Origin of the sequence: Glycomyces sambucus, assembly GCF_900102815.1 — a bacterium.
Classification (GTDB): Bacteria; Actinomycetota; Actinomycetes; order Mycobacteriales; family Micromonosporaceae; genus Glycomyces; species Glycomyces sambucus.
Genome location: NZ_FNGF01000007.1, coordinates 252,012 through 274,368 on the forward strand (window position 1 = coordinate 252,012; position 22,357 = coordinate 274,368).

Consider the following 22,357-nt stretch of genomic DNA (forward strand, 5'->3'; position numbering starts at 1 on the left):
ACATGAGCGACCACCGCAACGACGCGAACCCGGGCGCCGCCGACGTCGAGCACCTCGCGTGCGACGTCCTCGTCATCGGCGCCGGCGGCGCCGGACTGCGCGCCGCCGTCGAGGCCCGCCTCGCCGGCAAGAGCGTCATCGTCATCTCCAAGTCCCTGTTCGGCAAGGCGCACACCGTCATGGCCGAGGGCGGCGCCGCCGCCGCGATGGGCAACGTCAACGCCAACGACAACTGGCAGGTCCACTTCCGCGACACCATGCGCGGCGGGAAGTTCCTCAACAACTACCGGATGGCCGAGATCCACGCCCAGGAGGCGCCGGACCGGATCTGGGAGCTGGAGACCTACGGGGCCCTGTTCGACCGCACCGCCGACGGCAGGATCAGCCAGCGCAACTTCGGCGGCCACGAGTACCCGCGCCTCGCCCACGTCGGCGACCGCACCGGGCTCGAACTCATCCGGACCCTCCAGCAGAAGCTCGTCTCGCTCCAGCAGGACGACGAGGAGGCCGGCGAGCCCGCCGCGAAGCTCCAGGTCATCGACGAGACCACGATCACCGAGCTGTTCGTCGAGCAGGGCGCGGTCAAGGGCGCCTTCGGGTACCGGCGCGGCACCGGCGCGTTCATGGCGATCAGCGCGCCCGCGATCGTCCTCGCCACCGGCGGCATCGGGCGGTCCTTCAAGGTCACCTCGAACTCGTGGGAGTACACCGGCGACGGGCACGCGCTCGCGCTGCGCGCCGGGGCGAGCCTCATCAACATGGAGTTCATCCAGTTCCACCCCACCGGGATGGTGTGGCCGCCCTCGGTCCGCGGCATCCTCGTCACCGAGTCGGTCCGCGGCGACGGCGGCGTCCTCAAGAACGCCGAGGGCAAGCGGTTCATGTTCGACTACATCCCCGAGGTGTTCAAGGCGCAGTACGCCGACAACCCCGAGGAGGCCGACCGCTGGTACACCGACCCGGACGCCAACCGGCGGCCCCCCGAGCTGCTCCCCCGCGACGAGGTCGCGCGGGCCATCAACTCGGAGGTCAAGGCCGGCAGGGGGTCCGAGCACGGCGGCGTCTACCTCGACATCGCCTCGCGGCGCAGCGCCGAGTACATCACCGAGCGGCTGCCCTCGATGTACCACCAGTTCAAGGAGCTCGCCGACGTCGACATCACCGCCGAGCCCATGGAGGTGGGCCCGACCTGCCACTACATCATGGGCGGCGTCGAGGTCGACGCCGAGACCGCGGCCTCGAAGGTCACCGGCCTGTACGCGGCCGGCGAGGTCTCCGGCGGCATGCACGGCTCCAACCGCCTCGGCGGGAACTCCCTGTCCGACCTGCTCGTGTTCGGCAAGCGCGCCGGCGAGTTCGCGGCCGAGCACGCCGCGGTGACCGAGCCGCCGAAGCTCGGCGACGACGAGATCGCCGCCGCGCAGGCGGACGCCCTGCGGCCCTTCGCGAACGACGGCGAGAACCCGTACGCGCTCCAGGCCGCCATGCAGGAGGTCAACGGCCGGCTCGTCGGGATCATCCGCCGCGCCGGGGAGCTCGAGGAGGCGCTGACGGAGCTGGCGGCGCTCAAGCCCCGCATCGACAACGTCACCGCCGCGGGTGGACGCGCCTACAACCCCGGCTGGCACCTCGCCCTCGACCTGCGGAACATGTACCTCTGCTCGGTCGCGACCGCGATGGCCGCCCTGGAGCGCGACGAGTCGCGCGGCGGGCACACCCGCGAGGACGCCCCGGGCATGGACCCCCAGTGGCGGCGCGTCAACCTGGTGGCCTCGCTCGACGGCGGGGAGCTGGCGCTGGCCCGCCAGGACGTGCCGTCGATGACACCGGAGCTGCTGGGGCTCTTCGAGACCAGCGAACTGTCCAAGTACATGACCCCCGAGGAATACCGGTCGACGGAAGCGGAGGACGCCTGATGAGCACGAGGACCTTCCGGGTGTGGCGGGGCGACGCCGAGGGCGGCGACTTCGCCGAGTTCGACGTCGCCGTGAACGAGGGCGAGGTCGTCCTCGACGTCGTCCACCGCATCCAGGCCGAGCAGGCCCCGGACCTGGCGGTGCGCTGGAACTGCAAGGCCGGCAAGTGCGGCTCGTGCTCGGCCGAGGTGAACGGCATGCCGCGGCTGATGTGCATGACCCGCATGAACCTCTTCGCGGACGGCGAGCCGGTGACGATCACGCCGCTGCGCACGTTCCCGGTGGTGCGCGACCTGGTCACCGACGTCTCGTTCAACTACGAGAAGGCGCGGCAGATGCCGCAGTTCGCGCCGCCCGCGGACCTCAAGCCCGGCGAGTACCGGATGCAGCAGGTCGACGTGGAGCGCAGCCAGGAGTTCCGCAAGTGCATCGAGTGCTTCCTGTGCCAGAACACCTGCCACGTGGTGCGCGACCACGAGGAGAACAAGCCGCCGTTCTCGGGCCCGCGCCTGTTCATCCGCGCGGCCGAGCTCGACATGCACCCGCTCGACGCGCGCGACGACCGGCGCGAGGCCGCGCAGGACGCGCAGGGCCTGGGCTACTGCAACATCACCAAGTGCTGCACCGAGGTGTGCCCCGAGCACATCAAGATCACCGACAACGCGATCATCCCGATGAAGGAGCGCGTCGCCGGGGACCGGTACGACCCCCTGGTGTGGCTGGGCCGCAAGATCTTCCGCAAGGGAAAGAGCGACAGCCCGGCGGGCTGACCCAGGCGGCCGTCGCACCCCCGTGGCAGGGTTGTTCCAAGGGGTGCTGCGAATGCCCGATTCGCCACGAACCGCCGTGACACACCCCGTTCACGTTCGAGGGCCCGGCATCGCATCGCGATGCCGGGCCCTGTCGCGTGCGGCGCCTAGTCGTCCGACGCCTGGACGAGGTCGATCTCCACGACGATGTTGCCGCGGGTGGCGTTGGAGTACGGGCAGACCTGGTGGGCCTTCTCGACCAGGGCCTGGGCGGTCTCGCGGGGCGCGCCCGGGATCGCGACCTCCAGGATGGCGTTGAGGCCGAAGCCCTCGCCCTCCTTGCCGATGCCGACGCTCGCCTCCACGGAGGAGGCGCCGAGGTCGACCTTGGCGGCGCGGGCGACGGCCTGGAGCGCGCTGTGGAAGCAGGCCGCGTAGCCGGCGGCGAAGAGCTGCTCGGGGTTGGTGAGGCCGCCGGGGCCGCCGAGCTCCTTCTGGACGGCCAGGTCGAGGTCGATGAGCCGGTCGTCGGTGGCGACGTGGCCGTTGCGGCCCTCGCCCGAGGAGACGGCGTGTGCGACGTAGAGCGGTTCCATGTGGTTTCCCCTTACTCGGTGGTGTCGTGGTCGGTGACGGGTGCGTCAGTGCTGTTCTTGTCGGTGCCGGTCGACGCGGCGGCGCGCTCGCGGGTGCGGACGGCGCGGGTGAACTCGTTGAGCTGGTCGCGCAGGGCGACGAGCTCGTCGTAGGACATGCCGGAGGCGGAGCCGACGACCTGGGTGATCTCGCAGCCCCGGCTCTCGAGCGCGGCGCCGGTCTCGGTGAGGTGGACGGTGACGCGGCGCTCGTCGCCCGCTTCGCGGCGGCGCTCGACGAAGCCCGCGGCCTCCAGGCGCTTGAGGAGCGGCGAGACGGTCCCGGAGTCGAGCTGGAGCTCCTCGCCGATGTCGCCGACGGTGCGGCCGTCGGACTCCCACAGCAGCATGAGGACCAGGAACTGGGGGTAGGTGAGGCCGAGGCGGTCGAGGAGCGGGCGGTAGAGCCCGACGACCGCCCGGGAGGCGGCGTACATGGCGAAGCACGCCTGCTCGCGGAGTCTCGGTGTCGCGTCCATGAGCAGAACTGTAGCGCGCAATCAAGTTGTGCACAACCTAAATGGCGGTGCGAGTCCCGTCAAGGGCCCGGCGAGGGGCTACTCCTCGCCGATGCGCAGGTACTTGCCGACGGCCGCGAAGGCGGCCTCGGGGTCGTCGGCGACGGCCTGGGGGAAGTTGCCCGCGACGAGGAGGCCGGCGAAGCCGTGGACGAAGGACCAGGCGGCGAGCGCGGCGGGGTTGTAGTCGGCGTCCGGACCGGTTGCCCCGGCGCCGCGGTGGAGGGCGGCGCGGGAGCGGGCCTCGGCGCGCTGGAGGTCGGGGTCGTCCCCGTGGAAGAGCTCGGGCCGGAACATGATCTCGAAGTGCGCCCTGTTGTCGATGGCGAAGCGGACGTAGGCGGCGCCGACGGCCTTGAAGTCGCCGGTCGCCGTCCACGCGAGTTCGAGCGCGTCGGCGAAGCGGTCGAAGCCCTCGGCGGCGACGGCGGTGAGCAGGCCCGCCTTGTCGCCGAAGTGGTGGGCCGGGGCGGCGTGGGAGACGCCGGCGCGCTTGGCGACGGCGCGCAGGCTCAGGGCGCTCGGGCCGGTCTCGCCGACGGCCTCGACGGCGGCGTCGATGAGGGCGCGGCGGAGGTCGCCGTGGTGGTAGCGGTCGGTCACGGGGACCACTGTACCGCGAATCTTGACAGTGTCAAACACCACGGGCTACAATCGCCCCAGAAACTTGACACTGTCAAGAACGATGCGTACCTTCGGTGTTCCGACGCCGCGTCGGCAGCACGTCAGATTGGAAGCCCCGATGTTCGAGTCCGCCTTCGCCCTCAGCGACGCCTCCCGCCTCCTGGCCGGGATCGTCCTGCTCACCGTCGTCACCATCGAGTTCGGCGGCACCTTCCTGGTCCGGATCGCCAGCGGCAAGGTGCCCTTCACCGAGTTCCAGAAGTCCTTCTCCCGCGCCGGGCACGCCCACGCCGGCGTCCTCGTCATCTTCAGCCTGGTCGGCCTGGTCCTCGCCGACGCGACGGGCCTGGACGGGTTCTGGGGCTGGACCGCCCGCGCGGGGATCCCCCTCGCCGCGATCCTCATGTCGGCCGGGTTCTTCGCCGCGATGGCGGGCAAGGGCCGCACCGAGCCGAACCGGGCGATCCTCGTCCTCTACGCCGGCGCGGCGAGCCTCGCCGCCGGCACGCTGACGCTCGGGGTCGGCCTCCTGGCCGCCTGAGCCGGCGGGCGCCCGCCGCGGGACCGGACCGCAGCCGTCCGGCCCCGCCGCCCGACCTTGCTGCCCAACCCCGCCGCCTCACCCCGCCGCCTCACTCCGCCACCTCTCACCCTGCCGCCCCACCCTGCCCCCTCACCCCCCGCCCCGCAGGTGGGCGCCCCCTCCTTCCGCGGTCGCGCCGCGCGGGCGCGCCGCGGCGCCGCCTAGAATCGACTCTCGTGAAACTCAGCATCGGTATCGTCGGCCTGCCCAACGTCGGCAAGAGCACGCTGTTCAACGCGCTGACCCGCTCGGACATCCTCGCGGCGAACTACCCGTTCGCGACGATCGAGCCGAACGTCGGCGTCGTCGCCGTCCCGGACGACCGGCTGCCGAAGCTGGCCGCGATCTACGACTCGGAGAAGATCCTCCCGGCCACGGTCACGTTCGTCGACATCGCGGGGCTCGTCAAGGGCGCCTCCGAGGGCGCGGGCAAGGGCAACCAGTTCCTGTCGAACATCCGCGAGACCTCGGCCATCGCGCAGGTCGTGCGGGTCTTCGAGGACGGCAACGTCACCCACGTGGACGGCAAGGTCTCGCCCGTGGACGACATCGAGACGATCAACACCGAGCTGATCCTCGCCGACCTCCAGACCGTCGAGAACGCCGCCAAGCGCCTGGAGCGCGAGGCGCGGATGAACAAGGACGCCAAGGCGAAGCTGGAGGCCGTGCAGACGGCGCAGCAGGTCCTCGACGGCGGCAGGACGATCTTCGCCGCCGGGCTCGACACCGAGCTGCTGTACGACCTGCACCTCTTGACGGCCAAGCCGTTCATCTACGTGTTCAACGTCGACGAGGACCAGGTCGCGGACGAGGATCTGGCCGCGAAGCTGCGCGCGCTCGTGGCCCCCGCGCAGGCGGTGATCCTCGACGCGAAGTTCGAGTCCGAGCTCATCGACCTCGACGAGGCGGAGGCGCTGGAGCTGCTGGAGTCGACCGGCCAGGCCGAGCCGGGCCTCGACCGCCTCGCGAGCGTCGGATTCGAGACCCTCGGGCTCCAGACGTACCTGACGGCCGGGCCGAAGGAGTCGCGCGCCTGGACGATCAAGCGCGGCGCGACCGCCCCGGAGGCGGCCGGCGAGATCCACACCGACTTCCAGCGCGGCTTCATCAAGGCCGAGATCGTGTCGTTCGACGACCTGGTCGAGGCGGGCACGATGCAGGCGGCGAAGGCCGCGGGCAAGGTCCGCATGGAGGGCAAGGACTACGTCATGGCCGACGGCGACGTGGTGGAGTTCCGCTTCAACGTCTGACCGGCGCACCGCTGCCGGCGTCCGTCGCCGGGCGAGCGAAAGGGGCCCGCACGCGGTGCGGGCCCCTCTGCTGTCCGGCGGATCACCGGGAGGTGGGGATCCCGGCGGTCCGCCTGGTCTTCGCCGCCTGGCGGCGGGTCATTCGCTGCGCCTGAGCCATCGGAACCGGCCCTTGGAGAGGTGCGTCTCCTCGGTCGCGAGTTCCCCTGCGATGGTGATGTAGGCGGTCTCGACGCGTCCGGCGAAGGTCACGTCGGTGAGGCTGAACCCGCCCTCGCGGGCGAGCACGATGAGCGTCGCCTCGTCGGTCCGCCGCACGTCCGGGCGGACGCCGAGCGTGTCCGAGAAGATCTTGATCTGTTCCGCGAGCTCGGCGTGCTGGGAGTCGTCGAGCGGCAGCGACCGCGAAAGGCGGCCGTCGTCCGCTACCCAACCGTTGAGCTCCCTGAGTGCATCCAGCAGCACGTTGTCGTCTTGCTCCGTTCTCCCCATGGCACCGTCGCCATTCGTCGTCGCCGTTCCGAAGTGCCGCGTCCAGCAGTGCTGTGCCCTGCCGGAGCGGGGCCGCGACCGATCAGTAAGGTTGTTCTGACTTCGACCCGGCAGTCACGAGGGGCGTTCGTGTCTGAATTGTCGCCGGATCTTTACCATTTCTGAACCGAGTCTTCCCCGTCGTTCAGCTTCTGTCCAGGGTGGCAAATGGGATTAAAAGGGTATACGGAACTTTTCAGCACGGTTCATCCCTGCTTTTGTGCCGACGGACACGATTCCTGACCACCCGGGCCATGCAACATCATCCGAACGTATGAGCAACAGGATGCTCACTAGCGATCACACATCGTTATGGTTCGCACGAAAGATAACGAAACGCCTTCAAGACGGCAACGGCCGCACCGGCGCCGCCCGGGGCGACGGCGGGCGCCTAGACTCCGGCCGGTGAGCGAACCAATCAGCGGCGGACCCCGCGTCGTCGTCGGCGCCGCGATCCACGACGGCCGCGCGATCCTGGCCGCGGAGCGCGCCTACCCGCCCGAACTCGCCGGCCTGTGGGAGTTTCCCGGCGGCAAGCTCGAACCCGGCGAGTCCGAGGCCGAGGCGCTGCGGCGCGAGTGCCGCGAGGAGCTCGGCGTCGCGGTCGCGGTCGGCGGGCGCGTCACCGGCGACCTCGCCACCGGCGGCGGGCGGTTCCTCCTGCGGGTCTACTACGCCGAGATCGAGTCCGGCGAGCCGCGCGCGAAGGAGCACGCCGAGCTGCGCTGGCTCCTGCCCGAAGCGCTCGACTCGGTCCCGTGGCTCCCGGGCAACCGCCCGGCGGTCGAGGCGATCCGCAAGGCGTTCGCCCAGTAGCGGCTCGCGGTGCGACCGCGGCAGACTGATCCCCTTGCCGACCGAGAGCCGACCCCTCGTGCGGCCGTTCGCCGCACGAGAAGGCAGCCTCTCGCCTCCTCAGAAGAAGGTGCGGATCGCGTCGACCACGAGGCCCGTCTCGTCGTCGACGACCGGGATGAGGCGCCACTTGTCGAAACTGGTGCACGGGTGGGAGAGGCCGAGCCGGACGGTGTCGCCGACCGCGAGGTCGTCGGGTGCGCCGGTGAGGAACAGGTGCTGGTCGCTGATCTGCGGGCACGCGGCGCCGTTGAGGCCCAAGGGGATCGGCAGGTCCTGGTCGTACGGGAAGTCGCGGCGGCCGCCGTCGAGGATCGCGAGGCCGGGCTCGGGCCGGGAGAGGACCTGGGAGCGTCCTTCGAGGACCGGGAGCAGCTCGGGCCCATCGCCGCCGCGCGCGGCGGGGGTCATGCGGGCGTAGAAGCCGTGGTCGTGGATCAGGTAGGAGCCGGAGCGGAGCAGCACCTCGGCTTCGCCGGCGAGGGGGCCGAGGACGGCGGCGACCCGGTCGAAGTAGGCGCTGCCGCCCGCGCTGACCACGGGCCGGTCGACCTCGAAGTCCAAGGCGGCGTAGAGGGTCGCGAGGTCGCCGAGGTACTCGTCGACGGCAGCGAGGGCGGCGGCGTCGGTGCCGCCGGTCACCGAGCCCTCGTATCCGGCGACGCCCGCGAGGCGCAGGTTGGGCGCGGCGGCGACGCGGGCGGCGACCGCGAGCGCGTCGTCGACGCTCCGCGCCCCGGCCCGGCCGCCGGGGGTGCCGAGCTCGACGATGACGTCGAAGGTCGCAACCGCGGCCGCCGAAACCCTATCGATAGTTGGGAGGGAATCGGAAAAAAGTCCGATGGCAGTGCCTTCCCGCGCCCATACGCTTAGTGCAGCAAGGGCGGCGGGATCGGCGATCTGGTTGGCGATCAGGACGCGGGGCACACCGAAGGCCACGGCCACACCGGCTTGGAAGGAGTTCGCGACGGTGATGCCGACGGCCCCGGCATCGAGCTGGCGCCGCCACAACTGCGGGGCCATGGTGGCCTTGCCGTGAGGAGCGAGCGCGAGACCCCGCTCCGCGCACCAGGCGGCCATGGTGCGCAGGTTGTGGTCGAGCGCCTGCGCCGAGGCGGTCACAAGGGGGGTGGGGAGGGTGGGGGTGGGGGGCCCCGAAGCGATCCACTCCGCGATGGTCATCCCGTGGGCCGAGACCGGCACGCCCTTGTGGCGCCAGTCGAGGACCTCATCGTGGAGGGCGTCGTGGAGGGCGTCGAGCCGGGCGTCGTCCATCGCGGGCCGCGGGGCGGCGGCGGAGCCCGGATCGGGCTCGTCCGAGGGTCGGGGTGTTCGGGGAGATGCGCCCGGATCGGGCTCGCCCAGGGGTCGCCACGGCTCGTGAGGCGTGCTCGGCCCGGCCCTGTCCATAGTTCCCCGCAATCAATAGGAAGGTATCTTCACTATATGACCGAGAAGATCGCGATCCACACCGACGCCGCGCCCGCCCCCGCCCACGCCTTCCCGCAGGGCGTGCGCAAGGGCCCGCTGCTCACCGTCTCCGGCCAGGGCCCGGTCGACCCCGCCACCGGCGAGTACCTGTTCCCCGGCGACGTCAAGGCCCAGACCCGGCGCACCCTGGAGAACGTCGCCGCGATCGTCGCGGCCGGCGGCGCCGACTTCGCCGACGTCATGACCCTCCGCGTCTACCTCAAGGACCGCGCCGACTTCGCCGCCATGAACGAGGTCTACGAGGCGTTCCTGGAGGAGCGGATCGGCGACCGCGCGCCCTTCCCGACCCGCACCACCGTCATCTGCACCCTCCCGAGGGCCGAGATGCTGGTGGAGATCGACGCCCTGGCCTGCGTAGACTGACCCGACGTGCCAGCGGGGAGGGGCGTCGAGTGAGTCCGAACGACTTCGTGGTCCGGGGTGCCGAGATCGCGGACGGGACCGGCGCGCCCCGGTACCGGGCCGACGTCGCCGTCCGGGACGGCCGCATCGCCGGGATCGGCGAGCGCCTCGACGACGCCGTCACGATCGGCGCCGCCACCATCGACGCGGGCGGCCTCGTCCTCGCCCCCGGCTTCATCGACATGCACGCCCACTCCGAGCTCGCGGTCCTCGCCGACCACGACCACCTCGCCAAGCTCGGCCAGGGCGTCACCCTCGAAGTCCTCGGCCAGGACGGCCTCTCCTACGCGCCCGTGGACGAGACCACCGCGCCGCAGATGCGCGAGGCCATCGCCGCCTGGAACGGCCGCCCCGAGGTCGAGGCCGACTGGCGCACCGTCGGCGAGTACCTCGACCGCCTCGACCGGGGCATCGACGGGCGCGGCATCGCCGTGAACGCCGCCTACCTGGTCCCCCACGGCACCGTCCGCATGCTCGCCATGGGCTGGGACGACCGACCGCCCACCCCCGCCGAACTCGACGACATGAGAGCCCAAGTGGCCCAAGGCATGGAGGAGGGCGCGTTCGGCCTCTCCGCCGGGCTCAGCTACACGCCCGGCATGTACGCCGGCACCGCCGAACTCGTCGCGCTCTGCGAGGTGGTCGCGCGCTACGGCGGCTACTTCGGCCCCCACCAGCGCAGCTACGGCGCCGGCGCCATGGAGGGCTACGCGGAGATGATCCGGATCGGCCGCGAGGCCGGCTGCGCCCTCCACCTCGCCCACGCCACCCTCAACTACGAGGTCAACGCCGGCCGCGCCGCCGAGCTCCTCAAGCTCGTCGACGAAGCGCTCGACGAGGGCGTCCCGGTCAGCCTCGACACCTACCCGTACCTGCCGGGCATGACCATGCTCGCGGCGCTGCTGCCGAGCTGGTCGCTCGCCGGAGGCTATGGGGCCCTTCGCGAACGGCTCCAGGACCCCGGCACGCGGGCCCGGATCGTCCACGAGCTCGACGTCACCGGCACCGACGGCGCGAACGGCGTGCCCGGCCACTGGGAGCGGTACGAGATCGCGGGCGTCGCGAACCCCGAACTGCGCGGCTACGTCGGCCGGACCGTCGCCGAGGCCGCCGGAGGGCAGCGGCCCGCGGAGTTCTACCTCGACCTGCTGCTGCGCGACGACTTCGGGGCCGGGCTCCTCATGCACGTCGGGAACGAGGAGAACGTGCAGGCCATCATGCGCCACCGCGTCCACACCGGATCGTCGGACGGCGTGCTCGCCGGGGACAAGATCCACCCCCGCGCGTGGGGCTCGTTCGCCCGCTACCTCGGGCACTACACCCGCAGACTCGGACTGCTCAGCGTCGAGGAATGCGTCGCGCACCTGAGCGGGCGCCCCGCCGCGGTCCTCGGCCTCACCGACCGCGGGCTGGTCGCGGAGGGGTACGCGGCCGACCTCGTCCTCTTCGATCCGGCCACTGTGGACGCGCGGTCCACGTTCGCCGAACCCCGCCGGCAGGCCGCCGGCATCCCGTACGTATTCGTCAACGGCGCCTTGTCCATCGAGGACGGGAACCGCACCGGGGCGCTGGCCGGAGGATCCGTCCGCCGCCCCTCGACTACCGCGCCGCCGCGGGCTCGGGGAGCGCGGCGGTCGCGATGACCTCGTCGAGGATCGCCCTGGTGCGCTGAAGGTCCGCGATGGTCCGGTCGATGCGCTCGCGCTCGGCCGCGAGATCGCGCGCGAGGCTCTCGGTGGTGAGCTCGTTCGGCCCGCCGTCCTCGTCGTGGATGCACGGCAGGACCGAGGCCACAGTGGTCGAATCGAGCCCGGCGGCGAACAGCACCTGGATGCGGATGACCCGGTCGACGGCCTTCTCCGCGTACTCGCGGTGGCCCCCGGGCGTGCGTTCGGAGGCGAGCAGGTCGCGCTCCTCGTAGTAGCGCAGGGACCTGACGCTGACGCCGGTCCGCTTCGCGAGTTCCCCGATCCTCATGGCGTGCCTCACATTCACTTGAACCTGACATCGGTGTCAGGTTCTACGGTACTCGCATGACGAACGAAACGACGGCCCGGCGCCTCTTCGAACCGACCCGCATCGGGTCCCTGGAACTCGCCAACCGCATGGTCATGGCCCCGATGACGCGCAACCGCGCCACCTTCGCGGGCGTGCCGCTGCCGCTCATGGCCGAGTACTACGGCCAGCGCGCCACCGCGGGCCTCATCATCGGCGAGGCGTCCACGCCGAGCCCGGTCGGCTTCACCTACCCCGAGATCGCGGGCCTCTACGGCGAGGAGCAGGTGGAGGGCTGGCGGGCCGTCGCCGACGCGGTGCACGCGGGCGGCGGGCGCCTGTTCCTCCAGATCGAGCACGGCGGCCGGATCGGCCACCCGGACAACAACCCCGGCGGGCACCTGCCGATGGCGCCGTCGCCGGTGCGGCTGCCGGGCGGGCTCCACACGCCCACAGGGCATCAGGAGGCGCCGGTCCCGGTCGAGATGTCGGAGGCGGACATCAAGGGCACGGTGGCGGAGTTCGCGGCGGCGGCGCGGAACGCGCTGCGGGCGGGTGCGGACGGCGTGGAGGTCCATGCGGCGAACGGGTACCTGCTCAACCAGTTCCTCTCCCGCAGTTCGAACCTGCGCACCGACGGATACGGCGGTTCGGTCGTGAACCGGATCCGGTTCGTGGTGGAGGTCGTGGAGGCCGTGGTCGCGGAGGTCGGGGCGGAGCGGACGGGGCTGCGGATCTCGCCGTGGAACACGGGCAACGGGATCGACGTGTCGGACAGCGGCGAGGTGTTCCCGGCGCTGCTGGACGCGGTGTCGCACTTGGGGCTGGCGTACCTCCACATCGGGCGGGCGCTGCCGGGCGAGGCGCTGTTCGGGGAGCTGCGGCGGCGCTGGGCGGGGCCGCTGGTGGCGAACCCGGAGCTGGGCGAGGAGCTGCCGATCCCGGCGGACGGGGGCCTGTCGAAGGGCGTGGAGCTGCTGGAGGCGGGCGCGGACCTGATCGCGTTCGGGCGGGCGTTCCTGGCGAACCCGGACCTGGTGGCCCGGTACCGGTCGGGTGCGGCGCTGACGCCGGTGCGGGAGGACCGGTCGATGTACGGGCGGGGTCCGGAGGCGTACACGGACTACCCGTTCCTGGAGGCGTGAGGGCGGTGCCGGGTCCGGCCGGGCCCGGTACGGCGGCAGGGGCTCCCCGCATCCGCGGGGAGCCCCTTCTCGTTCCGTCAGTTCAGTTCGGTTCGCCTGCGTCTCAGCAGTTCAGCTCCTCCAGGGTGAAGCTCAGGTCGGCGGTGTCGCCGGCGGGGAGGGCGATGCTCCCGAAGTCGGCGGCGTAGCCGTCCTTGGAGGCGATGATGGTGAAGTCGCCTTCGGGGAACCAGTAGGAGTAGTTCCCGTCCGCGTCGGTCCAGAAGTGGAACGCGTCGCCGTCGGCGGAGCGGACCTGGACCTGGGCGTCGCCGATCGGGACGGTCTCGCCTTCGCAGGTCTCGGCGGTGACCGAGCCGGTGAGCTTGCCCTGCTCGACCGTGGGGACGACGAGCATGGACACGTCGACGACCGGGTCGGGGTGGGGGCTGACGACGTCGGCGGTGAGCTGGGCGGTGTAGGTGCCCGGCTGGTCGACGCCGCCCGCGGCGGTGGCGCTGGTCTTGACGGTGACGGTGACGGTCTGCCCGGCGGGGACGAGCACGGTGTCGCTGCTCGTGGTCAGCCAGGAGGTGTCGCCGGGGTACTCGTAGCCGAGGATCGCGAACCCGCCGCCGCTGACGGCGAAGGTGACCTCGCCGTCGGCGCCGCCGGAGTTGGTGAGCTTCAGCTTGGTCGACCAGGAGCCGCCTTGCTGCACGTAGGTGTTGATGGCGGTGGTGTTGACGGAGATGTTGGCGACGCCGATGGCGAAGTCGGCGACGGTCACGCCGTCGGGGACGATCGCGACCTCCTCGGTGGCGGAGCCGTAGTCGGTGACGACGGCGGTGAACGCGGACGGACCGGAGCCGGGCGCGAAGGTCCAGTAGCCGCCGTCGGCGCCGGTGACGGCCTGGTAGCCCGAGGCGGTGTGGGTGACGGTGGCGCCCGCGAAGGGCTCCCCGGTCTCCTGGTCGGTCACGGTGCCGCGCACGAGGCCGCCTTCGATGGGGGCGCAGTCGCGGGAGGTGCCGACGAACACGTCGTCGACCTGCCACCACCAGGCCCAGGTGCGGTTGTCGTTGTAGTGGAACTTGACCTGCGCGGTCGTGGAGTCGGCCCACTCGGCGAGGTCGAGGGTGACGGTCTGGTTGCGGGCGTTCGCGGTCGGGGCCCACAGGGTCTCCCAGGTGGCGCCGGCGTCGGGGCTGAAGAGGACCTCGGCGACGGTGTTGTAGGAGCCCTTGTAGTAGTCGGTCGCGAACGTGAGGACCGGTTCGTCGGCGGCGGACAGGTCGAACACCGGGGAGACGAGGTCGGAGTCGAACAGCTTGTTGCCCGAGCCCTGCTCGTCGGAGTCGGCGATGGCGAAGGCGCCGGAGCCGGGGGTGCGGTTGCCGCGGGCGCCGGGGTCGTCGAACTCCCAGGGGGTCTCGCCGCGGTCGACGACGGTCCACCCGGCGGGTGCGGCGCCGCTCTCGAAGCCGTTGCCGAGCGGCTCGTACCCGTAGCCGGGGGCGGTGCAGCTGTCGGCGATCGGGACCTCGACGACGAGGTCGGCCGCGGAGACGACGTCGACGGTGACGTCCTGGTAGCCGGGGTAGTCGGCCTCGACGAGGAGTTCCCACTCGCCCTCGGGGAGGGTGAGCGCGAAGTCGCCGGTGACCGGGTCGGTGGTGGTGGAGACCTCGCCACCGGTGGTGCTCACGGTGGCCGCGAGCGGCCAGCCGTGGCCGCCGCCGTCGACGACGGTGCCGCTGACGGTGGAGGAGGCGACGGCGGTGAGGACCGCGTCGTAGACGGCGGTCTGGTCGGCCTCGACGGTGACCGAGCCGGTGGTCTCGCCGTAGCCGAACTTGTTCACGGTGACCGCGTAGGTGCCGGTCGGGACGACGGGGAGCGCGAACGCGCCGTCCGCGCCGCTGGTGGCGGAGCGGGTGAAGTCGCCGGTGAAGACGAGGTCGGCGTCCGCGACGGGCGCGCCGTCCTGGTCGACGACGGTGCCCGTGATGGACCCGGTGTCGCCGATCGGGGAGGCGAGGACCGCCGCGAGCGCGTCGAGTTTGCCGTTGCCCCAGACGTTGTTGAGGTCGGCGGTGCCGCCGCACTGGTCGTCGTCGACGGGGACCGCGGTGCCGGTGAGGGCCTCGTAGACGCCGTCGTAGTCGCCGTCGAGCGCCGGGGCGGCCGAGAGCATGAGCGCCACGGTGCCCACGACGTGCGGGGCGGCCATGGAGGTGCCGCTCTTGAGGCCGTACCCGGTGCCCGGGATGGCGGACCGGGTGGCGACGCCGGGGGCGGCGAGGTCGGGTTTGACCTGGCCGTCGCGGCCGGGGCCGCGGGCGGAGAAGTACGCGATCTCGCCGGCGGCGTCGTAGGCGCCGACGCCGATCACGTTCGGGTACAGGCCGGGCGATCCGGCCGATTCGCAGCCCTCTTCGCCGTTGTTGCCCAGGGACATGACCGGGATGATCCCGGCCGCGTGCCACAGGGCGACGATGTCCTCGTAGAACGGGTCGTCGACGGAGGCGGTGGTGCCCCAGGAGTTGTTGACGACGTCGGGGGCCTTGGACGGGTCGGCCCCGGTGCCGTCGGCCTTGGTGGGCGCGGCGATCCACTCGCCGGCGTCCAGGAGGGCGGCGGCGCTGGGGCAGCAGCCGTTGACGGCGATCCACTCGGCGCCGGGGGCGACGCCGATCTGGTTGCCGGCGCCGTCGTCGCCGACCATGGTGCCCATGGTGTGGGTGCCGTGGCCGTTGGTGTCGCAGGGGGCGTCCCCGGCGCACGCGTTCGCGACGTCGAAGAAGTTGTAGTCGTGCGTGAAGGTGCCGTCGCCGTTGTTGCCGCGGTACTGGTTCACCAGGGCCGGGTGGTCGTAGTCGACGCCGGTGTCGATCGAGGCGACGACGACGCCGGTCCCGTCGTAGCCGAGGTCCCACACGTCGGGGGCGTTGATCGCGTCGATGCCCCACTCGGTGGCGGTGGTGCCGAATCCGCTCTCGGGGACGGGCTCGATGAGCTCGTACTCGGGCGCCTGGACGAGCGCGTCGACGTTGCCGATCTGGACGAGGTCGGCGACGAGGTCCTTGCCGCCGACGGCGCGGACGGTGTTCGACCCCCAGTAGGATTCGTAGTCGACACCGGACTGCTCCAGGAGGTCGATCACTTCCTTCTGCGAGGCCTCGGCGAACTCCTGAGCCGCTGCAACGGCTTCGGAGCCCTTCTCGGTCTTGGTGTCTGCGGCGAGGGCGGGGCTGAAGTCGGGGGCTCCTTCGAAGCGCACCCAGAGTTCGGCCTCGCCTTCGTTCTCGATCAGCGCGAGGAGGTCGGCCGCGGCCTTCTCCTCAATGAGGGCGTCGGTGTCGGACTCGGCGAGGGCCGCGGTACCGGGCAGTGCCGATACCAGCAGGCCCGCGGCCGAGGCGGCGAGGACTCGACGCCATCGTCGTTGCGGATTCGTCACGACGGCTCCTGTTCTGTTGGGCTCCGGGTGCGGGGTGACGCCCCGGAGCGAGGGGGGTCGCACCGGCGCCCGCGTGGATGCGCGGACGCCGACGAAGACACGGTGCCAGTCCACAAACGAACGCACAAGGCCCCACATCGCACGGTTCGGTCACCCGTTCACAGAACTCCGGTAACGGCCACATGATCCAAAGTGAACGAATGGGCCGTACCGGGAGGGTCCGTCAGAGGCCCTGATCTCGGGAGATTCCCGTGCAGGCCGGTGGAAGCGGGACGCGCCGGGGCGCGGGGTAACGCTTCGTCAACAGACCGGAAACGCTACGTAGAGTCAATGTTGTGATCAAGATCACAAATAAGCTTGTCGATACGAGTTGGGGCCCTTGGGACTCACGTCGAGTAGTGGCCGCATTACCCCTTCTGCACCCCTGGGCACGAGAACGGCCCCCGCCGTCGCCGGCGGGGGCCTGAAGTCATGCCGGGAGGACTACTCGAAGCCGCCGCCGAAATCGCCGCCGCCACCGAAGTCGCCCCCGCCGAAGTCCCCGCCCCCGTAGTCGCCGCCACCGTCCCCGGAGTCCCCCGAGGCGTCCCCGCCGTCCGAGTACCCGTCCTGGTAGCCGTCGGCGTACCCGCCCTCGACCGCGCCCATCGCGTAGGCCGGGGAGATCATCGCGTCGAAGATCATCATGCCCACCAGCGCACCGCCCGCGCCCGCCAGCGCGGGCTGCCACCACGGCGTGTTGTACCAGCCCGACGGGACGGGGCGTCCGTCCACATTGCCGCCCGGGTAGTAGTGGCGGTTCTCGTCGCTCGGGTCCGGCGAGCCGGTGTAGCGGCGGCCCTCGACCTCGGCGCTCACCGGCTCGGTGAGCGCGCCGGTGCGGCGCTGGCCGCGCATCGTGGGGATCTCCGGGCCGGGGTCGAGGTCCATCGCGAGCCGCGCGGCCCGCACGTAGTGCAGCCCCTCGATCGCGGTCTCGGCCGCGAGCCGGTACTGGTTGATCGTCTGCGCCTGCTCCAGTTGGGAGCCGGTCGCCGTGTAGCGCTCCCCGGCGTCGGCGAGGGCCTGGCCGGCGGGGAGGTTGTCACCGGGAGCGGTGAGGTTCATGGTCTGGCCGCCGAGGCGCTCGTGCAGGCGGCGCGCCTCCGCCTGCGCGTCGGCCAGCTCGGCCTCGGCGCGCTTCTTGTTGGAGCGGACCACGTAGAAGACGACGGCGACCGCGACCGCCAGCAGGATCAACCACAGCGTCATGGTCCGAGCCTACCCGCGGCCGCACCCCTACACTGGCCCCTATGACGTGGGTCCTATTGGCGGCGGTGTGCCTCGCGGCGGGCGGCGTCGGCGGCTGGTTCGCGGGGCGCTCGCGCCAGGCCGCGGAACTGGCGGCGGCGACGGCCCGGCTCGAGGCGGCGGCCGAGAACGAGCACCGGCTGGAGGCGACGCTCCGCACCGTCGCGTACGAGGCCACCGACCACTCCCGCGAAGCGGTCGGCCAGGTGCTCGCCCCGATCGCGGACACCTTGCAGCGCTATGAGACCCGGCTGGGGGACGTGGAGCGGGCGCGCGTCGACGCGTACGCGCAGCTGCGCATCCAGCTCTCCGGCGTCGCCGACATCTCCGAGGGCCTGCGCGAGCAGACCGGGCGGCTGCTGGGCGCCCTGCGGTCGCCGCAGGTCCGCGGCCAGTGGGGCGAGGTGCAGCTGCGGCGCATCGTCGAGGCCGCCGGCATGGTCGAGCACTGCGACTTCACCGAGCAGCACACCGCCTCGGTCGACGGGCGCGGCGTGCGCCCCGACCTGGTCGTGAAGCTGTCGGGCGGGCGGACCCTCGTGGTCGACGCGAAGGCGCCCCTCCAGGCGTACCTCCAGGCGCTGGAGATCGAGGACGAGGCCGGGCGCGACGACCTGCTGCGCACCCACGCGAAGCACCTGCGCCGGCACGCGGAGTCCTTGGCGGGCAAGGAGTACTGGCGGGCGTTCGACGACACGCCGGAGATGGTGGTGCTGTTCGTGCCCGCCGACGCGTTCCTCGACGCGGCCCTGCGCGGGGACCCCTCGCTCCTGGAGGACGCGTTCGCGCGCGGCGTGGTGATCGCCTCCCCGGCGACGCTCATGGCGCTGCTGCGGACGGTGGCGCACACGTGGCGGCAGGAGGCGCTGGCGCGGCACGCGAAGGAGGTCCACAAGCTGGGGCGGGAGCTGCACGAGCGGCTCGGCTCGGTCGCGGGGCACTTCGCGCGGCTCGGCTCGTCGCTGGAGGCGGCGGTCGGCTCCTACAACGCGGCGGTCGCCAGCGTCGAGTCGCGGCTCCTGGTGACCGCGCGGCGCTTCACCGAACTCGAGGTCGCGGGCGACCCGCCCGAGTCCCCGGCCCCGGTGGTGACCCCGGCGCGGCGGCCGACCTGGGACGAGGACGTGCGCTGAAGCGAGAGCACTGAGGCGAGGGCGCGGAAGCGAGGGCGCAGAGGCGAGAGCGCGGATGCGCGCACGCACGCGCCGCCCGAAGGGCGTGGGCGGGTGGGCTAGGAGTACTACCATCCCGAGCCCCCACCCACCCGGGGAAGAATAAGGTCCCAGCCTCGCACCGGGGTCCGACAGAAACCGGCCCGCTGCGCGGCCGTGTCACCCGATCGGGTCAGGGCCGGATGACGACCGGTCCGAAGGCCCTAGGCCCGGCCGGCGGCGCGCAGGTCGGTGACGAGTTCGCGCGGGAGCTGGAAGGTGATCTTCTCGGTCACCGGCTCGAACTCCTCGACGCTCGCGAACCCGCGCTCGGCGAGGTGCGCGAGGACGTCCTGCACCAGGTTGTCGGGCACCGACGCGCCCGAGGACAGGCCCACGGTCGTGGCGCCGTCGAGCCACGCGTCCTGGATCTCGTGCGCGAAGTCGATGAGGTGCCCGCTGCGGGCGCCGTGCTGCACGGCGACCTCGACCAGCCGCACCGAGTTCGACGAGTTCGTCGACCCGACCACGAGCATCACGTCGCAGTCGGCCGCGATGTCCTTGACCACCTGCTGGCGGTTCTGGGTCGCGTAGCAGATGTCGTCGCTCGGGGGGCTCTGGAGCAGCGGCAGGCGCTTCTTCAGCCGGTCGACGGTCTCCATGGTCTCGTCCACCGAGAGCGTCGTCTGCGACAGCCACACGACCTTCTCGGGGTCGCGGATCGTCACCCCGTCCACCGAGTCGGGGCCGTCGACGAGCTGGATGTGCTCGGGGGCCTCGCCGGAGGTGCCGATGACCTCCTCGTGGCCCTCGTGGCCGATGAGCAGGATGTCGTAGTCCTCCTCGGCGTACCGGCGCGCCTCCTTGTGGACCTTGGTCACCAGGGGGCAGGTCGCGTCGATCGCCTTGAGGCCGCGCTCGGCGGCCTGGTCGTGCACCTCGGGCGCCACACCGTGCGCGGAGAAGACCACGACCGAGCCGGTCGGGACCTCCTCGTTCTCCTCGACGAACACCGCGCCCTTCGCCGCCAGCGTGTCGACCACGTGGCGGTTGTGCACGATCTCCTTGCGCACGTAGACGGGAGCGCCGTAGAGCTCCAGCGCCTTCTCGACGGTCACCACGGCCCGGTCCACGCCCGCGCAGTACCCGCGCGGCTTGGCCAACAACACTCGCTTCGGGTCTGCCACGCCTCGATGGTATCCGCACGGCCGGTTTCGTCACACCCCGCAGTTACGCTGAACACGTGACCGCCGCAGAGCAGAGCAGCGCAGGACCGCCCGCCCAGCCGAGCGCCCCCGGCCAGGTACCGGAAGGCGCGCCGGACCGGGCCCCGGGCCCCGCCACCGGGCCCGGCGCGCCGATGAGCGCCGAGAACCCGTGGCCGCTGCGGGTCGTCTCCAAGAAGATCGGCGACTGGCTCGCCCGCCTCGGCGAGGTGTGGACCGAGGGGCAGATCACGGAGATCAGCCACCGCGGCCGCACCGTCTACCTGACCCTGCGCGACCCCTCGGCCGAGGTCTCGATGCGGGTCGTCGACTTCACCGGCGCCGTCGCGGCCTGCGACCCGCCGCTGCGCGACGGCGCCCAGGTCGTCATCCGCGCCCAGGCCCAGTGGTGGGACAAGAACGGCTCCCTCTCGCTGCACGTGCGCGAGATCCGCCAGGTCGGCCTCGGCGAACTCCTCGCCCGGCTGGAGCGCCTCAAGAAGCTCCTCGCCGCCGAGGGCCTGTTCGCGGCCGACCGCAAGAAGCCGCTGCCGTTCCTGCCCTACCGGATCGGGCTCATCACCGGGCGCGCCTCCGACGCGATGCGCGACGTCCTCAAGAACGCCAAGGCCCGGCTCCCCTCCGCGGACTTCGCGGTCCGCGAGGTCGCCGTCCAGGGCCCGCGCGCGGTCGCCGAGGTCTGCGCGGCGCTCGCCGAGCTCGACCGGGACCCCGACGTCGAGGTCATCGTCATCGCCCGCGGCGGCGGCTCCATGGAGGACCTGCTGCCGTTCTCCGACGAGACGCTGTGCCGGGCGGTGGCCGAGGCCGTCACGCCCGTGGTCTCGGCGATCGGGCACGAGCCCGACACGCCGATCCTCGACTACGTCGCCGACTGGCGCGCGTCCACGCCCACCGAGGCCGGGAAGAAGGTGGTCCCCGACCTCGCCGAGGAGCAGCGCGGCCTCAACATCAGCCGCACCCGCCTGCGCCAGGCCCTGAACGCGATGCTCGCGCGCGAGGCCGACGCGCTCGCGGCGATGCGCGCGCGGCCGGTGCTGGCGCGGCCCGAGACGATGCTGGAGGCCCGGTCCGAGGCGGTCGCGAACCTGGTGCACCGCATGCGGTCCCGGGTCGACTCGCGCCTGGAGCGGTCGACGGACGACCTGGAGCACCTGCGGGCGCGGCTCAGGGCGCTCTCACCGCAGTCCACACTGGACCGCGGCTATGCGATCGTCACCGACACGGACTCGGGGGCGGTCCTGCGGGACGCCGCGGACGCGGGCGAGGCGATCGAAGTGCGGCTCGCGGCGGGTTCGCTGCGGGCGGCGGTGGTGCAGACGAACACGGAGACAAGGGAGGACGACGCGCAGTGAGCGATGAGCGGTTGACGTACGAGGAGGCCCGGGCCGAGCTCGTGGCCACGGTCGAGCGACTGGAGGCGGGCGGCGCCACCCTGGAGGAGTCGCTGAAGCTCTGGGAGCACGGCGAGGCCCTGGCCGACCGGTGCCAGTCGCACCTCGAAGGCGCCCGGGAGCGCCTGAAGGCCCGCACCGAGCCCGGAGACGACGCCGAGGAGTAGCGCCACCGAGCCCGGAGGCGATGCCGGGAACCAGCCCCGGGCGTCGGCGCGGCCCGGCGCCAGCCGGGACTCGGACTCGGACTCGGACTCGGACTCGGACTCGGACTCGGACTCGGACTCGGACTCGGACTCGGACTCGGACTCGGACTCGGACTCGGACTCGGTCGATGACGATCCGCCCGAACTCACTCGTTCGGGCGACATTCCGGGCCGCGGGGGTCGTTCTTGTCGGACCCGCCCGGAAGCATGGGGGCTACCTTTCCCCGGGAGGGTGGGGGTTAGGGATGGAACCACTACTAGCCCGCCCACCCACGCCCTTCGGGCGGCGCGCGTTACGCCGCGGCCGCCACGCCTTCGGCGAGCTCCTCCAGGTCCGGGATGCCGTCGGGCTCGGCCGAGAGGACGATCGTGGTCCCGTCGATCTCGGCGACCCACGCCTCGCCGCTGTCGAGCTCGTACGCGGCCCACTCGATGCCCCCGGCCTCGACCGGGGTGCCGGCGCCGGTCAGACCCTCGTCGACCTCGGTCGCCGCGCCGTCGGTCTCGGACATCTGGAGCCCGTTGCCGTCGGGCGAGTACCAGCCGGTCCGCAGCGTCGTCACGCCCTCGCCGGCGGCGAGGTGCGTGGAGATCGGCTTCCAGTCCTCGGAGAGCTCCGGCTCGATCGCGGGCAGGCCCAGGCTCGCGGCGGCCGCGTAGTTCTCGCCGGTGTCGACCACGCTCACCTGCCGGTCCTCGGCGAGCCAGCCCCAGCCCCAGTAGACGAGGCCGAGCGGCACCAGCAGGACCGCCATCGACAGCGCCATGTCGCGCATCCGCCGGTGCCTCGGGCGCGCCGACTTCGCCGCCTCGACGTTCGCCTCGGCGGCCGACCGGCCGTCGGCCTGCGCGGTGTCGGCGTCGGCCCGCGTCTCGACCCCGGTCTTGACCTCTTCGCTGGACATGCCCCCATCCTGGACGACCGCCCCGGGCCGCCCCGCGGCACCCCGCCGC

20 protein-coding genes and 1 pseudogene are annotated in these 22,357 nt (G+C 72.0%); 11 read left to right on the plus strand and 10 right to left on the minus strand.

Annotation, left to right across the window (positions count from 1 at the left end):
- Positions 1-2: 2 nt before the first annotated feature.
- Both BLS99_RS21445 and BLS99_RS21450 read left to right on the plus strand, forming a co-directional pair.
- Positions 3-1,916 (plus strand): fumarate reductase/succinate dehydrogenase flavoprotein subunit, encoded by a 1,914-nt coding sequence (locus BLS99_RS21445; RefSeq protein ID WP_091053762.1) that lies wholly within the window; start codon positions 3-5, stop codon positions 1,914-1,916.
- Positions 1,913-2,665 (plus strand): annotated as a pseudogene (locus BLS99_RS21450) (succinate dehydrogenase/fumarate reductase iron-sulfur subunit); the annotation flags it as partial. The gene BLS99_RS21445 and the pseudogene BLS99_RS21450, both read left to right, overlap by 4 nt.
- A gap of 167 nt (positions 2,666-2,832) precedes the next feature.
- On the opposite strand, the gene BLS99_RS21455 reads toward BLS99_RS21450, so the two are convergent.
- From BLS99_RS21455 to BLS99_RS21465, 3 genes are all read right to left on the minus strand, one after another.
- Positions 2,833-3,261 (minus strand): organic hydroperoxide resistance protein, encoded by a 429-nt coding sequence (locus BLS99_RS21455; protein ID WP_091053764.1) that lies wholly within the window; start codon positions 3,259-3,261, stop codon positions 2,833-2,835.
- Between the two features lie 11 nt (positions 3,262-3,272).
- Positions 3,273-3,779, minus strand: coding sequence for a MarR family winged helix-turn-helix transcriptional regulator (locus BLS99_RS21460; RefSeq protein WP_091053765.1), 507 nt, complete (start codon positions 3,777-3,779; stop codon positions 3,273-3,275).
- Positions 3,780-3,857: 78 nt separating this feature from the next.
- Positions 3,858-4,421 (minus strand): TetR/AcrR family transcriptional regulator, encoded by a 564-nt coding sequence (locus BLS99_RS21465; RefSeq protein WP_091053845.1) that lies wholly within the window; start codon positions 4,419-4,421, stop codon positions 3,858-3,860.
- Between the two features lie 139 nt (positions 4,422-4,560).
- Between BLS99_RS21465 and BLS99_RS21470 the strand changes: the two genes are divergently transcribed.
- Together BLS99_RS21470 and ychF are read left to right on the plus strand one after the other, a co-directional pair.
- Entirely contained in the window at positions 4,561-4,983 is a 423-nt protein-coding gene (locus BLS99_RS21470; RefSeq protein ID WP_091053766.1) for a hypothetical protein, read from the plus strand.
- 218 nt (positions 4,984-5,201) lie between these two features.
- Positions 5,202-6,275 (plus strand): redox-regulated ATPase YchF, encoded by a 1,074-nt coding sequence (gene ychF, locus BLS99_RS21475; RefSeq protein ID WP_091053767.1) that lies wholly within the window; start codon positions 5,202-5,204, stop codon positions 6,273-6,275.
- Positions 6,276-6,413: 138 nt separating this feature from the next.
- On the opposite strand, the gene BLS99_RS21480 is transcribed toward ychF, so the two are convergent.
- Positions 6,414-6,767: a pterin dehydratase gene (locus tag BLS99_RS21480; protein WP_176953472.1), complete on the minus strand. Its 354-nt coding sequence runs from the start codon at positions 6,765-6,767 to the stop codon at positions 6,414-6,416.
- A gap of 444 nt (positions 6,768-7,211) precedes the next feature.
- On the opposite strand from BLS99_RS21480, the gene BLS99_RS21485 reads away from it, so the two are divergent.
- Positions 7,212-7,622, plus strand: a complete 411-nt coding sequence (locus BLS99_RS21485; protein WP_245712357.1) for a (deoxy)nucleoside triphosphate pyrophosphohydrolase — start codon at positions 7,212-7,214, stop codon at positions 7,620-7,622.
- Between the two features lie 99 nt (positions 7,623-7,721).
- Here BLS99_RS21485 and BLS99_RS21490 read toward each other — a convergent pair whose 3' ends face one another.
- Positions 7,722-8,936 carry an alanine racemase gene (locus tag BLS99_RS21490; protein WP_091053769.1) on the minus strand — a complete coding sequence of 405 codons (1,215 nt, stop codon included), beginning with the start codon at positions 8,934-8,936 and terminating at the stop codon, positions 7,722-7,724.
- Positions 8,937-9,107: 171 nt separating this feature from the next.
- Between BLS99_RS21490 and BLS99_RS21495 the strand changes: the two genes are divergently transcribed.
- A complete protein-coding gene (locus tag BLS99_RS21495) occupies positions 9,108-9,515 on the plus strand; it encodes a RidA family protein (protein WP_091053770.1) in 408 nt (135 codons plus the stop codon).
- 29 nt (positions 9,516-9,544) lie between these two features.
- Positions 9,545-11,197 (plus strand): N-acyl-D-amino-acid deacylase family protein, encoded by a 1,653-nt coding sequence (locus tag BLS99_RS21500; RefSeq protein WP_091053771.1) that lies wholly within the window; start codon positions 9,545-9,547, stop codon positions 11,195-11,197.
- Here the strand turns inward: BLS99_RS21500 and BLS99_RS21505 are convergent.
- Positions 11,154-11,531, minus strand: coding sequence for a MerR family transcriptional regulator (locus tag BLS99_RS21505; protein ID WP_091053772.1), 378 nt, complete (start codon positions 11,529-11,531; stop codon positions 11,154-11,156). The genes BLS99_RS21500 and BLS99_RS21505 overlap by 44 nt on opposite strands.
- Positions 11,532-11,587: 56 nt before the next feature.
- On the opposite strand from BLS99_RS21505, the gene BLS99_RS21510 reads away from it, so the two are divergent.
- Positions 11,588-12,694: an alkene reductase gene (locus tag BLS99_RS21510; RefSeq protein ID WP_091053773.1), complete on the plus strand. Its 1,107-nt coding sequence runs from the start codon at positions 11,588-11,590 to the stop codon at positions 12,692-12,694.
- Positions 12,695-12,797: 103 nt separating this feature from the next.
- Here the strand turns inward: BLS99_RS21510 and BLS99_RS27500 are convergent, their stop codons facing one another.
- Positions 12,798-16,136, minus strand: a complete 3,339-nt coding sequence (locus BLS99_RS27500; RefSeq protein ID WP_176953473.1) for a S8 family serine peptidase — start codon at positions 16,134-16,136, stop codon at positions 12,798-12,800.
- A gap of 483 nt (positions 16,137-16,619) precedes the next feature.
- The gene (locus BLS99_RS21520) at positions 16,620-17,387 is read right to left on the minus strand and encodes a hypothetical protein (RefSeq protein ID WP_091053775.1); all 768 of its coding nucleotides are present in this window, start codon (positions 17,385-17,387) and stop codon (positions 16,620-16,622) included.
- 41 nt (positions 17,388-17,428) lie between these two features.
- Between BLS99_RS21520 and BLS99_RS21525 the strand changes: the two genes are divergently transcribed.
- Complete coding sequence (locus BLS99_RS21525) at positions 17,429-18,559, plus strand: DNA recombination protein RmuC (RefSeq protein ID WP_091053776.1); 1,131 nt, start codon at positions 17,429-17,431, stop codon at positions 18,557-18,559.
- Positions 18,560-18,801: 242 nt separating this feature from the next.
- On the opposite strand, the gene BLS99_RS21530 is transcribed toward BLS99_RS21525, so the two are convergent.
- Complete coding sequence (locus BLS99_RS21530) at positions 18,802-19,764, minus strand: 4-hydroxy-3-methylbut-2-enyl diphosphate reductase (RefSeq protein ID WP_143034899.1); 963 nt, start codon at positions 19,762-19,764, stop codon at positions 18,802-18,804.
- A 173-nt stretch (positions 19,765-19,937) separates the two neighbouring features.
- Here BLS99_RS21530 and xseA point away from each other — a divergent pair, with 173 nt between their 5' ends.
- Both xseA and BLS99_RS21540 read left to right on the plus strand, forming a co-directional pair.
- Entirely contained in the window at positions 19,938-21,158 is a 1,221-nt protein-coding gene (gene xseA, locus BLS99_RS21535; RefSeq protein ID WP_091053778.1) for an exodeoxyribonuclease VII large subunit, read from the plus strand.
- Positions 21,155-21,364, plus strand: a complete 210-nt coding sequence (locus tag BLS99_RS21540) for an exodeoxyribonuclease VII small subunit (protein ID WP_091053779.1) — start codon at positions 21,155-21,157, stop codon at positions 21,362-21,364. Before xseA ends, BLS99_RS21540 begins: the two co-directional genes overlap by 4 nt.
- Positions 21,365-21,696: 332 nt before the next feature.
- Here the strand turns inward: BLS99_RS21540 and BLS99_RS21545 are convergent, their stop codons facing one another.
- Complete coding sequence (locus tag BLS99_RS21545; protein ID WP_091053780.1) at positions 21,697-22,308, minus strand: DUF4245 family protein; 612 nt, start codon at positions 22,306-22,308, stop codon at positions 21,697-21,699.
- Between the last annotated feature and the right edge of the window lie 49 nt (positions 22,309-22,357).